The organism is Sorangium sp. So ce406 (genome assembly GCF_051474675.1).
In the GTDB taxonomy this organism is placed as follows: Bacteria; Myxococcota_A; Polyangia; order Polyangiales; family Polyangiaceae; genus Sorangium; species Sorangium cellulosum_G.
The window spans coordinates 5,787,316-5,799,700 of sequence record NZ_CP150340.1 but is presented as its reverse complement, the minus strand read 5'-3'; the positions used below and the strand labels follow the sequence as shown (position 1 = coordinate 5,799,700).

At 72.4% G+C, this 12,385-nt stretch carries 7 protein-coding genes; 3 read left to right on the top strand and 4 right to left on the bottom strand.

Features of this window, described 5'->3' with window-relative positions; all coding sequences use genetic code 11:
* Positions 1 to 123 precede the first annotated feature (123 nt).
* Both WME96_RS21350 and WME96_RS21345 read left to right on the top strand, forming a co-directional pair.
* On the top strand, positions 124 to 831 hold the full coding sequence (locus WME96_RS21350; RefSeq protein ID WP_437291934.1) for a DUF899 domain-containing protein: 708 nt from the start codon (positions 124 to 126) through the stop codon (positions 829 to 831).
* A gap of 119 nt (positions 832 to 950) precedes the next feature.
* Positions 951 to 1,349, top strand: coding sequence for an iron chaperone (locus WME96_RS21345; RefSeq protein WP_437291933.1), 399 nt, complete (start codon positions 951 to 953; stop codon positions 1,347 to 1,349).
* Between the two features lie 39 nt (positions 1,350 to 1,388).
* Here the strand turns inward: WME96_RS21345 and WME96_RS21340 are convergent, their stop codons facing one another.
* Positions 1,389 to 2,885, bottom strand: a complete 1,497-nt coding sequence (locus WME96_RS21340) for a sigma 54-interacting transcriptional regulator (RefSeq protein ID WP_437291932.1) — start codon at positions 2,883 to 2,885, stop codon at positions 1,389 to 1,391.
* A gap of 204 nt (positions 2,886 to 3,089) precedes the next feature.
* Between WME96_RS21340 and WME96_RS21335 the strand changes: the two genes are divergently transcribed.
* Positions 3,090 to 5,237, top strand: a complete 2,148-nt coding sequence (locus WME96_RS21335) for a caspase family protein (RefSeq protein ID WP_437291931.1) — start codon at positions 3,090 to 3,092, stop codon at positions 5,235 to 5,237.
* 12 nt (positions 5,238 to 5,249) lie between these two features.
* Here the strand turns inward: WME96_RS21335 and WME96_RS21330 are convergent, their stop codons facing one another.
* From WME96_RS21330 to WME96_RS21320, 3 genes are all read right to left on the bottom strand, one after another.
* Positions 5,250 to 7,811 (bottom strand): protein kinase domain-containing protein, encoded by a 2,562-nt coding sequence (locus WME96_RS21330; RefSeq protein WP_437291930.1) that lies wholly within the window; start codon positions 7,809 to 7,811, stop codon positions 5,250 to 5,252.
* A gap of 75 nt (positions 7,812 to 7,886) precedes the next feature.
* Entirely contained in the window at positions 7,887 to 10,982 is a 3,096-nt protein-coding gene (locus tag WME96_RS21325) for a multidrug efflux RND transporter permease subunit (protein WP_437291929.1), read from the bottom strand.
* Between the two features lie 17 nt (positions 10,983 to 10,999).
* Entirely contained in the window at positions 11,000 to 12,157 is a 1,158-nt protein-coding gene (locus WME96_RS21320; RefSeq protein WP_437291928.1) for an efflux RND transporter periplasmic adaptor subunit, read from the bottom strand.
* Positions 12,158 to 12,385 lie beyond the last annotated feature (228 nt).

Here is a 12,385-nt window from a genome sequence, read left to right as displayed (position 1 = left end):
TCTCACATCTCTCGGATTGGTCCTCGCCAAGGCGGCGTCGGCCAGCGCCGTGACCGCGATCGTCGTCAAGAAGCTCCGGAGCGCGAAGGCCGCCGGCGCGCCCGCCTCGAAGGGAGGGAGCCGATGAGCCGCGCCAGGGTGGTCTCGAGGGAGGAGTGGCTGGCGGCGCGCCTCGCGCTGCTGGAGAGGGAGAAAGAGCACGACCGGCGGCGCGACGCGCTGAGCGCCGCGCGCCGTGAGCTGCCGTGGGTGAAGGTCGAGAAGGGGTATGTGTTCGACGGCCCTTCGGGCAAGGTGACGCTGCGCGAGCTCTTCGGCGCGCGACGGCAGCTCATCGTCTACCATTTCATGTTCCACCCGAGCTGGGACGAGGGGTGCAAGAGCTGCTCGTACGTGGCCGACAACATCCAGGGGGGCCATGTCCACCTCGCGGCCCGCGACACGGCCTATTGCGCCGTATCCCGCGCGCCGCTGGCCAAGATCGAGGCGTTCAAGGCGCGCATGGGCTGGACGTTCCCGTGGGTCTCCTCGAACGAGACGGATTTCAACTTCGACTACGCCGTGTCGTTCCGGGAGGACGAGTACGCTCGAGGCGACATCGAGTACAACTTCAAGAAGTCGCGGTTCCCCCAGCCCGAGGCGCCGGGGCTGAGCGTCTTCGCCCGCGAGGGGGACGAGGTCTTCCACACCTACTCGACCTATGCGCGCGGGCTCGACATCCTGATGGGCACCTACAACTACCTCGATCTCACGCCCCTGGGCCGCGACGAGGCCGCGCTCCCGTACGGGATGGCGTGGGTCCGCCACCACGACAGGTACGGCACGACGTGATGTACCGAGTCCGGTGATGTCCACGCCGTCGGCGGTGCCGCGTCGCCGGTCGCCTGCCCCCTGGCCACCGCGACCTCGGTGCACTATCCTGCGGCCTCGCCACCCCGACAGGAGGAGCAGTGCCCGCCGCCCCGACGACGATCGACGAGTACATCGCCGCCTGCCCCGAGGCGGTTCGCCCGGCGCTCGGTGGCATTCGCGACGCCATCCGGCGGGTGTTGCCCGACGCCGAGGAGCGCATTCGTTACGGCATGCCCGCGATCATGTTCGACGGGCGAAACGCCATCCACTTCGCCGCGTGGAAGAAGCACATCGGCCTCTACCCGATTTACCGCAGCGACGACCCCGTCGAGGCCGAGATAGAGCCTTACCGCGACGGCAAAGATGGCCTGAAGTTCCGGCTCGACCGGCCCGTACCGTATGATCTGGTCGAGCGCGTGGTGCGCATGCTCGCGGCGCATCACGGCGATGCAGCTCGGCGGACACCTCCGCGCGCACGGCGGCCTGCCTCTCCCTGAGCTCGGGAAGCGCGCCGTCGAGGCGCGCTCCGAGGCCGGCTACGTGGCGTCCGTCGTGATCCCGTACCTCCGCATCAGCCGATAAAGCACATACCGGCTCGACAACCCCAGCGCCTGCGCCGTGCGCACGATGTTCCCATCATGCGCAGAGAGGCTCGCCCGCACCTCGGCCTCCGACGGCTCCGGCGCGTCCCGGACCCGCGCGGGCTCCACGTCGGCGGGATGGTCGTCCTTCAGGGGCTGCGCGGCGCCCGGGGGCGCCGAGCCAGCCGGCGGGGCGCCGTCGCTCCACGCGATGGCGTCGCCCGAGCTCGTCGACATCGCGCGCCAGAGGAGCGCATCGAGCTCCCGGATGTTCGTTGTGTACGGGCGCTTCAGCAGATGATCGATGAGGCTCGGCCGGAGGTTCGGCTCCAGCGCCCCGTCGCTCGACGGCGTGAAGAACCGCCGGACGGCGTCCGGGCTCCTCGCCGCCGCGCGGCCGAGCAGATGGCGAATCAGCAAGGGCACGTCGTCGCGGCGCTCGTCGAGGCCCGGGAGCTCCAGCCGGAGCACGAGGCGCGCGGCAAGGTCGTGCTTCAAGGCCTCGGGATCCCGGTTCGTGGCGCCGAGCAGACGGAAATGGGAGCGCCTCGTCGTGGATCCGCCGAGGCTATGGTACTCGCCTCCCTCGTCGAGCACGCGCAGCAGGTTGGCCTGGAGGCTCTGGGGCAGCTCGCCGATCTCGTCGAGGAACAGCGTGCCGCCGTTCGCCGACCCGATCAGCCCTGGCCGCTCGGGCATCCCCGGGTTCGGATACCCCTTCACGTTCCCGAAGAGCTCGGCGTCCACGAGGCTGCCGGGGATCGTCGCGGCGTTGCGCGCCACGAAGGGCCCGCGCGCGCGGGCGGAGAGCGCGTGCACGGCGCGCGCGCACAGCTCCTTTCCCGAGCCGCTCCCGCCGAGCAACAGCGTGTGCGCGTCGGCCTTCGCCGTCCAGGCGAGCCGATCCCGCAGGCGCCAGACGGCGGGGCTCTCGCCGAGGATCCCGTGAGCGTCCGGCATGCCGAAGGGAGGCGCATCGTCGAGCGACGCGGTGCGGAGCGGATCGAGCTTCCGGGGGCGAGCGGTGCAGAAGAGCAGCAGCTGCCCTCTGAGCAGCAACGTATCGCCGCGCGCGAGGACGCACCGATCCACCCGCTCGCCGGCGACCTCCATCGCGCATTTGCCGATCCGCTCGATCCGCAGGCCGTCGCCGGCGGGGCGAATACGGAGCTGCTCCCGCGACAACCCGGGGCTCGCGAGGGGCGGCATTCGCTCGGTGGTCCCGGGGCGCTGGCGGTGAAACACCACCCGTTCGCCGCCCGAGCCGTCCGCAGGCGCGCCGCGGCCGAGGATCCGCGCGCCCTCGCCCGCCTCGAAGAGCGCCACCTCGCCGACGCGCGAAGGCTCGGCGGGCGCCCAGGCGATCACCAGCGCAAGCGCCTCCTGCTCGTGATGGCCCGGTCCCAGGGCGGCTGAGCTGCCGAGATCGAGGGTGGAATCACGCTGGATCATGCCGGCTGCCAACCTACACGATCCGGGGTCCTCCCGGCATCCGCCGTGGCGCGCGCTCGCGACGACGATGCGACCGCTGGCGCAGCGCTTGCTTTGTTGCTGTGGCAGACGGTTCATCCGACGATGCCAGCGCCGACGCTCGTTCGGTCGCGCCACCCCTGGCGCGGCCCCGCTCGGCGAGCAGCTTACCCCGCGGAGACGATCATGACCAAGACAGACTCCCCCGTCGAGCGTGACGCGCCGAGCGCCGTGAGGCCCGCTCTGGCCGCTGCCAGGGAGCAGATCTCCCGGCTGCGCGGCGGCGCGCTGCTGATCGGCGTGGAGCAGTACCCGAACTTCACCGACAAGGACCTTCCGGCGGGCCGCAATGACGTGCTCGCGTTCTGGAAGGTCTGCCGTCGACTGGGTTACACGCAGATCCGGGCGCTCTCCAGCCCGGCGCTCACGGAGGACGATCTCGTCCGCGCCGAGCTGGAGCTGGCGCCCGAGCTGTCCCCGGGCGAGACTCGAGTGGAGGTCGAAGCGCGCGTCAGGCGCTGGCTGTCGCGCAAGGCGCCGGAGCCGACCCCCGAGCTCACGGGGGAGACCGCGGCAGAGGTCGCGGAGCGCGTCCAGGAATGGCTGTCGCGCATGCGGCGGGAGCCCGGCGATCTGGAGGTGACCCTCGGCGAGGCCACCTCCGACGAGATGAAACGAGGGGCCGAGTGGCTGGCCAGGGGGCTCGTGACCAGCGTGAAGCTCACGTGGGGAGCCTGGGAGATCGATGAGGACTGGATGGCGCTCCCCGGGCTCATGACGTATTCTGGTCACGGCGCGCAGCGGGACGGCGACCTCGTACTCTGCCCGGCGGACACCGGCCGCGGGCTCGAGAACGCCGTCTCGTTCTCGGAGCTTCACGCGCTGTTCAACCCCGCGCTCGATCGCCCCGGCAGAAAGCGGCCCTCCGACAACCTCACCATCGTGCTCGACTGCTGCTTCGCGGCTGCCGGCGAGCCGACCGGCAACGCCCAGCGGGTGCCGACCCTCACGCCGGCCGGGCCGTCCACGGGGACGACGCCCCGCGCGACGAAGGAGATCGGCAGCCGCGTCTTCTGCGCGTCGGGGCGCGACGAGCCGTCGTACCAGGCCATGCTGGGCGGACACTGGCACGGCGCGTTCACCTGGGCGCTCACGGTGGCGCTGGAGCAGTGGAAGATCCAGCAGGACGGCCAGTTCAGGCGGAGCACGATGTCGCACGCCGAGCTGCTCTTCCGGGCGAGGATGCTGCTCCAGGCGCTCTCGTTCCGCCAGCACCCGATCCTGGTCGACGGGCTGGGGAACCTGCCTGTGTTTCACCACGGCGCGAGCGACGGCCACGAGACGAGCCCGGTGCCCGACGCCGAGCGGCCGGGGGGTCAGATCGACCCGACCGGGGACCGCGATTACGCGTACTACCGGATCCTCGCGAACGGCGAGCTCCTGCTGGAGATCGTCGCGACCCGCACGGGCAGCCCCCAGGGCGGCTTCATCAAAGGCAAGGAGTACTGGAAGATCCGTGATGGCCTCGCGCAGATCGACACCAACCAGGCGTCGTCCATCAAGGTCGTCAAGCGCGTCCGCATGTGGAGCGACGGGAACAACCCGCCGCCGTTCGCGGCGGCGGCCGCGAGCTTCATCTGCTCCCTGGACGCGACGTGGACGGCCCGCAACCACGCCTCGGATTACCGTGCCTATGCGGACGAGAGCGGCGGATACCAGGGCTTCCGGCTGAACGCCAGTCGGAGCCAGGACGGCACGTGGGCCGGAACCATCGAATGGTTCAGGCCGGCCTCCCAGGTCCATCCCATGTTCTTCAGCAACAACACGGACCGAGAGTTCACGCTGACCGCGCGGCGCGACGCGATCGGCACGACGTTCGTGAATTACCTGGGGACGCACTGGACCGGCCCGCTCACCGGGTACGGCGACGGGGACTGGAAGGCCGCTGTGCTGCTCCCGGGTGGGGCCCCCGCGACGGCGGTGCAGGTGCGTTATCAAGACTCGCCCTACGGGATCATCAACGCCAGGTTGTTCGCGGGCTCCACCCCCACCGCGGCGTGGGCGAGCGACGACATGGATGGCAGCTCCTTCCCATCCGACGCGAAGGCGTCGCAAGGGGCGCCCGTCATGGGCGTGCGGATCTACGCCGACGGCAACAAGGGGCTCGTGAACCTCGACCATGGCACCGGCTGGCTCACGGCATGGAAGAGCGGGACCGTCATCGACGCGCCGATCCCCGCCGGCTGCGTCGTGGTCGGCGTGAGGGGCAAGAAGCGGGCGGGGTACGGACTGGTCGATATCGACGTTGCCTACCGTCAGCTACAGCGGGCCTGACAAGGGCTCGCTTCACCGCCGGATCGGCGCGTCTCTCGCCAGCCGGACGCCCACCACCGAGCGGCGAATGCCCGGCCGCCCGCCGAACCGGGCCGGCGCGCGGCCCTGGCTCAGCGCGCCGGTCCACGCGCCGCCCTTGATCACGCGGAGGTCCGGATCGTCCGGCGCCGCGGCGTCGAGCCGGAGCCGTCCGGCCTCGACGCGCGGGCCGTCGTGCCTCCAGACATCGAGGCACCAGTCGCGCGCGTTGCCCGCGAGACCTCGCACGCCGTAGGGGCTCTCGTCGAACGGGTGGCCATTCACGCCCTCGCGCGCTGCTTCCGAGGGGCTCGTGTCGGCCACGCAGGCGAAGGTCGGGTCGGCGTGGTCGCCCCACGGGAAGAGGCGGCCGTCGACGCCGCGCGTCGCCTTCTCGCGCTCGATCTCGCCCGGCAGCCGCCAGGGGTGCCCCGTGCGCTCGGCCAGCCACCTCGCGTGAGCCGTCGCCGCGTGCCAGTCGATGAGGACCATCGGCCAGTCGAGGCGCCAGCGCAACCCCTCTCGGTCCGGCGGCAGACAGAAGAGGCCGGACGCGTCGCGGTGGAGCGCCGGCTCGTCGGCGACGGCCGAGACGCCCTCGTGCACCTTGGGGCACGCCGCGACGGCCTCGGCCTCGCGCCCGCGGGTCACGAGGTCGTTCAGGAAGTCGAGGTACTCCGCCGTCGTGACAGGGAACCGGCGGAGCACGAACCCGGCGATCCAGATCCGCCTCCGAGGCAGGCTGTCCGGCGTCGCCGCGTCACCGCCCGTCCAGCACCACCCCGCCGGCACAACCACGTCGTTCGGGCCGAGCTCGCCCTCCGCCGGGAGCACGATCGGATACGGCTCCTCCTCCCCGGGCGCCCGCCCGTCCCAGCGCTCGTCGCGCTCGATCAGCACAGGATACCGCACCTCGGCCCGCCCGGGCGCGCGCAGCCGCAGCAGATAGCTCCCGCGCCCGAGCGGCACCTCGACGAGCGGCGTTCGCCCCAGCGCGCGCTCGGGCACCGGCACGAGACGCCGGTCCTGCGGGACGAAGCGCTCGACGACGACCTCCGCGCCCGGCGGATCGGTCACCAGCGTCAGCGCCCCGTCGCCGCGCAGGAACGCCGCGTGCCGGCCGCGATCGTGGATGCGCAGCATCTCCTCGGCGCGCGCCGCGTCCTCGTCGTCGTGGGCCAGCTCCGCCTCGGCGAGGCGCGTCCGGTGGTGGTCCGCGAGGAGCGCGTGCGCCTCGGCGAGCTCCGGATCCAGGCTCAGCGCGCCGTGCACCGCCTCCAGCCACCTCGTCTCGGCGAGCGCGGCGGCGCGGCTCAGGCGGGCTGCCTCGTCCTCCTGCGCCCACGCGGGGCGCTTTCTCTCGAGGGGGTCGAAGGGCCGCAGCGCGCTCCGGAGCGTCCGGGCCCGCGCCGCCGCGTCGGCGGCCTGCGCGCGCAGCGAGGCGTTCTCGGCGCCGAACGAGCGCGCCCGATCGAGGGCCGCGAGGGCCTGCTCGCGGCGGCGCGCGCCGTCGAGCCAGCCGAGCACGCCGGCGGCCAGCGCCTCGGCGCTCGGGGTGCGGTCGGCGATCGCGGGGCGCATGGCGCGATCGCAGAGCGCGCACAGCTCCTCCGGGACCGGAGGCCCGCCGCGCGCCGCCGCCATCGCGGGCGCGGGAGGTCCCGAGAGGATCGCCGCGAGCACCTCCGCCGCGCTGCTGCCCCAGTACGGAGGACGCCCCGTCAGGAGGCAATACAGCACGGCGCCCAGCGCGTAGACGTCGCTCGCCGGGCCGTGCATGGACGTGTCGCCGCGGGCCTGCTCGGGCGGCATGTACGCGGGCGTGCCGAGGATATCGCCCTGGCGGGTGAGCGCGGGAGATCGCAGGTCAGGCGCGCTGTCGTCGCCGGTCTCCGCCGGCTCGTCGACATCGATCCTGCGCGCGAGGCCCCAGTCCATGACGAGGACCTCGCCCAGCTCGCCGACCATGAGGTTGTCGGGCTTGATGTCGCGGTGCACGACGCCGCGGCCGTGCGCGTGCGCGATGGCCTGCGCGATGCGCGCGAACGCGTCGACGAGGCGGCGGAAGGTCCAGCCCGCGGCCGTGGCGCCGAACCCGGCGGGGCCCGAGGCGGCGTGCAGCTCGTCGATGACCTCGCGCAGCGTGCGGCCGCGGACCTCCCGCATCGTGAACCAGAGGCGGCCGTCCGGGAGCTCCCCGCGGTCGTACAGCGCGATGATGCCGGGGTGCTGGAGCTGCGCGGTGAGCCGCGCCTCGGCGAGGAAGCGGCGGCGCAGGTGGGCCGCGCCCGCGTGCTCGGCGTGGAGCAGCTTCATCGCGACAACGCGGTCGAGGAACGTGTCGCGCACGCGGCGGACCTCGCCGAACGAGCCGCCGGCGATGAGGCCGAGATCCTCGTAGCGGCCGGGCAGCTCGATCGTCGCCGCCGCGCCCCGCGGGACGACGCCGCTGCCGAGCGCCGCGAGCGTGTCGCCGCGAGCGGTCTCGGCGCCTTTCGTCGCGTCGTCGTGGTGGGGCTTCTTCACCTGCTCGCGCTCGGTCGGGCAGGTTACCACGGCGAACGTTCGCGGCTGTGCGGCTCGACCGGGGCCTGTGCGCGAACATGTGCGCCGCCGGCGCCGGCGCTGGGCTCACCCTGGCGGCGCCCGCCGGAGGCGGCTGATGAGCACGAAGAACAGCGGCGCGAAGAAGATGCTGAAGATCGTCGCCGTGATCATGCCGCCGAACACGCCCGTGCCGATCGCGTGCTGCGTGGCCGAGCCGGCGCTCCGCGCGAAGACGAGGGGCACGACGCCCAGGATGAACGCGAGCGACGTCATCAAGATCGGCCGGAAGCGCAGGCGCGCCGCCTCGATCGCCGCCTCCCGGGCGCTCTTGCCCTGCTCGCGGAGGCTCTTCGCGAACTCGATGATCAAGATCGCGTTCTTCGCCGAGAGCCCCATGATGGTGATGAGCCCGACCTTGAAGAACACGTCGTTCGGCAGGCCGCGCGCCGTCATCGCCAGCACCGCGCCCACCACGCCGAGCGGCACGACGAGGATCACGGCGAGCGGGATCGACCAGCTCTCGTAGAGGGCCGCGAGCACCAGGAACACCACCACGAGCGCCAGCGCGAGCAGCGCCGGCGCCTCGGCGCCCGACAGCCGCTCCTGGTACGACTGGCCTGTCCACTCCACCCCGAAGCCGGGCGGGAGCTGCGCCGAGAGGCGCTCGATCTCGGCCATCGCCTCGCCGGTGCTGCGCCCCGGCGCCGGCTGCCCGCTGATCCCGGCGGCGGGGTAGCCGTTGAAGCGCCCGAGCTGGAGCGGGCCGCGCTCCCACTGCGCCGTGGCGAACGCGGCGAGCGGCACCATCTGCCCCGCGCCGTTGGGGACGAAGAGCGCAAGCAGATCCTCCACCTGCATCCGGCTCGCGGCCTCGGCCTGGACGATGACCTGCTGGAGCCGGCCCTGGTTCGGGAAATCGTTCACGTACGACGAGCCCAGCGTCGTCGACAGCACGGCGGCGACGCTCTCGAACCGCACGCCGAGCGCGTTCGCCTTCTGGCGGTCGATCCGGAGGCGGATCTGCGCGGCGTCGCTCTGCGCCTCGGCGCGCACCTGCTCGAAGACAGGGTTGCCCGACGTGAGCTCGATGAGCCTCTGCTGCGCGGCCACGAGCGCGGCGTTGCCGCGGCCGCCGCGGTCCTGCAGCTTCAGGCTGAAGCCCGAGGTCACGCTGAGCTCCATGATCGGCGGCGGCACGAGGCTGAAGATCGCCGCGTCGCGCACGGCGCCGAGCTTCTCGTTCGCCAGCGCCGCCTCCTCCTGCGCCGTCGCGCCGGCGGGGCGCTCGTCCCAGTCCTTCATCATCATGAAGACGAGCGCCACGTTCTGCCCCGACCCCGAGAAGCCGAAGCCAGGGTAGGCGGAGACGAAGCGAACGGCGGGGCGGCCCTCGAAATGCGCCTCGATCTCCTTCACGGCCCTGAGCGTACGGTGGAGGGTGGCCTCGGGCGGGAGCTGGACGTCGACCATGACCACGCCCTGATCCTCCTCGGGCAAGAACGAGGTCGGCAGCCGCACGTAGAGCACGCCGAGCGCCGCCGTGATGAGCGCGAACGCGAGGAGCATCCGGAGGGGCCTGTCGAGCGAGCCCGCGGCCCACCGCTTGTACCCGCCGGTGAGCCGCGCGAAGCCCGCGTTGAACCACCCGAACGCCCCCCGGCGCTCGCCGTGGCCCGCCGGGATCGGCCTGAGGAGCTTCACGCAGAGCGCCGGCGTCAAGGTCAGCGCCAGGAACGCCGAGAACAGGATCGAGACCGCCATCGAGAGCGAGAACTGCCGGTAAATCGCGCCCGTGGACCCCGACGCGAACGCCATCGGGACGAACACCGCCGACAGGACGAGCGTGATGCCGACGACCGCGCCGGAGATCTCGCGCATCGCCTTGATCGTCGCGTCGCGCGGGGACAGGCCCTCCTCGGCCATGATCCGCTCCACGTTCTCGACGACCACGATCGCGTCGTCGACGATGATGCCGATCGCGAGCACCATCCCGAACAGGCTCAGCATGTTGATCGAGGCGCCGGCGAAGAGCATCACCGCGCACGTGCCGAGCAGCGCGATCGGCACGACGATCGCCGGGATGAGCGTGTAGCGGATGTTCTGCAGGAACAGGAACATCACCACGAACACGAGCAGCATCGCCTCGGCCAGCGTCTCGATCACCTTGTGGACCGACACCCGGACGAACGGCGCCGTGTCGAACGGGACGCTGTAGGTCACGTTGGGCGGCAGGCCGCGCGAGAGCTCCTCCATGCGGGCGCGCACGAGGTCGGAGGTCTTCATCGCGTTGGCGCCGCTCGCGAGCTGGATGCCGATGGCCGCGTCGGGCTTGCCGTTGCTCCGCGACGACGACGCCATGTTCTGCGCGGCGATCTCGATCCTCGCGACGTCGCGGAGGAGCACGCGCGACCCGTCGGGCCGCGCGCGCAGGACGATCTCCCCGAACTCCTCGGGCGTCGTGAGCTGGCCCTCTGCGATGAGCGTCGCGCTGATCTGCTGCGTCGGCGGGCTCGGCACGTCCCCGACGCGGCCCGAGGCGAACTGGATGTTCTGCGCGGCGATCGCGCTCGACACGTCGGCGGGCGAGAGCGAGAGGGCCGCGAGCTTCGCCGGGTCGATCCAGATCCGCATCGCGCGCTCGCTGGCCCAGAGCTGCACGCGGCCGACGCCGGGGACGCGCTTGATCTCGTCGATGACGCTGCGGGCGAGGAGGTCGCCGAGCGAGGTCGGGTCCACGCTGCCGTCGCGCGACGACAGGCTGACGATCATCAGGAAGCTCGACGTCGAGGCCTCGACGAAGAGCCCGTATTGCCGGACGGCCGGCGGCAGGCGCGGCTCGACCGCCTTCAGGCGGTTCTGCACGTCGACCTGCGCCAGATCGGGGTCGGTGCCAGGCTGAAAGGTCGCGGTGATCTGGGCGCCGCCGGAGGCGTCGCTCGTCGACTGGAAGTAGAGCAGCCGCTTGACGCTGCTCAGCTCGCGCTCGATCAGGCTGACGACGCTCTGGTCGAGCGTCTGCGGCGTCGCGCCGGGGTAGCTCGCGTAGATCGAGACGGTGGGCGGCGCCACCGAGGGGTACTGCGCGACGGGCAGGCGCGGGAGCGCGATCGCGCCGACGATCGCGATGAACATCGCGAGGACGATCGCGAAGATGGGCCTGTCGATGAAGAAGCGCGGCATGCTCGCCTCGGATCGGGTCAGGGCGCGGCCGGGGCCGCGGGCCCGGAGGTCCAGGGGACGGCGCGGACCTCCGCGCCGGGCGCGATCTTCTGCTGGCCTTCGACCACCACCCGGTCGCCGGGCGCGAGCCCCTCGGTGACGATGTAGCGGTCGCGATCGACGCCGCCCGTCTGGATTGGCCGCACGAGCGCCTTGCCGTCCGCCTGGACGACGACGACCGTCGCCTTGCCGCCGGTGTCGCGCCCCACCGCCTGCTGCGGCACCATGAGCGCCGCCGGATCGACGCGCCGCGCGAGCTTCACGCGCGCGAACATGCCGGGCAGGAGCAGGCGGTCGGGGTTGGGGAAGGCGGCGCGGAGCGTGACCTCGCCGGTGCCTGGATCCACGCTGATGTCGGAGAAGAGGAGCGCGCCCTTCTCGGGGTACTCGGTCCCGTCGTCGAGCACGAGCGTCACCGGCGCTTCACCGGATCCGCCCTCCGTTCCGGAGCCGCCCGTGGCCGCGCGCCGCAGCCGCGTGAGCTGCGACACGGGCTGCTTGATGTCGACGTACACGGTGTCGATCTGCTGGATCACGGCGAGCGGCGTCGCCTCGTTCTGGCCGACGAGCGCGCCCTCGGTGACGAGCTCGCCGCCGATGCGGCCGCTGATCGGCGCGGTCACGGTGGCGTGGCCGAGGTCGAGGAGCGCCTGCGCGTGCGCCGCGCGCGCCTGCGCGAGGTCGGCGCGCGCCATGGCCTGCGCCGCGATGGCGTTGTCGTACTGCTCGCGCGTCATGAGCCCCTCCTCGACGAGCCCTGTCGCGCGCCTGGCCTGGGCCTCCGCCTGGGCGAGGCTCGCCTGCCCCTTCTCGGTGGCGGCGCGGGCGCTCGCGGCGGCGACCTTGAACGGCCCCGGGTCGATGTGGAAGAGCGTCTGGCCCTGCTTGACCTCGCTGCCCTGCTCGAAGGTGCGCTTCAGCACGACGCCGGGCACGCGCGCGCGCACCTGCGCCATGCGGAAGGGCTCGACGCGGCCGGGGAGCTCGTCGCGGATCGTGACGGGCTCGGGCTTCACCTCGATGACGGCGACCTCGGTCGGGGGCGGCGGCGGCGGGGCATCCGGCGTCGATCGGCAGGCGCCGAGGAGCAGGAGGACGGCTGCAAGGCCCCCGCCGAGCGTGGGTAGTCGAGACATGGGTCGCTTCCGTCTGGGGCTGAGCGGAGGCCGCTCGCGGGGTTGGCTGGCTGCCGGCGGCTGCCGTACTGCGACCCAGGCCGGCCTTCAATCCCGTAGCAGCGTTCGACCCCGCGCCAGGGCGGCCTCATCCTGGACGGCCTGTCGACCGGCGCGACGCGCTGGAGGCGGGAAGCGGCGGGCTGACGTTGAGCCGCAGCGCGAGCGCTCCTCCGCCTCCGGAGCTCC

What these genes read in the sequence shown, in the direction of transcription:
- WME96_RS21350 (WP_437291934.1), top strand. Translation starts at nt 124, where the DNA reads ATGAGCCGCGCCAGGGTGGTCTCGAGGGAGGAGTGGCTGGCGGCGCGC.
- WME96_RS21340 (WP_437291932.1), bottom strand. Translation starts at nt 2,885, where the DNA reads ATGATCCAGCGTGATTCCACCCTCGATCTCGGCAGCTCAGCCGCCCTG.
- WME96_RS21335 (WP_437291931.1), top strand. Translation starts at nt 3,090, where the DNA reads ATGACCAAGACAGACTCCCCCGTCGAGCGTGACGCGCCGAGCGCCGTG.
- WME96_RS21325 (WP_437291929.1), bottom strand. Translation starts at nt 10,982, where the DNA reads ATGCCGCGCTTCTTCATCGACAGGCCCATCTTCGCGATCGTCCTCGCG.
- WME96_RS21320 (WP_437291928.1), bottom strand. Translation starts at nt 12,157, where the DNA reads ATGTCTCGACTACCCACGCTCGGCGGGGGCCTTGCAGCCGTCCTCCTG.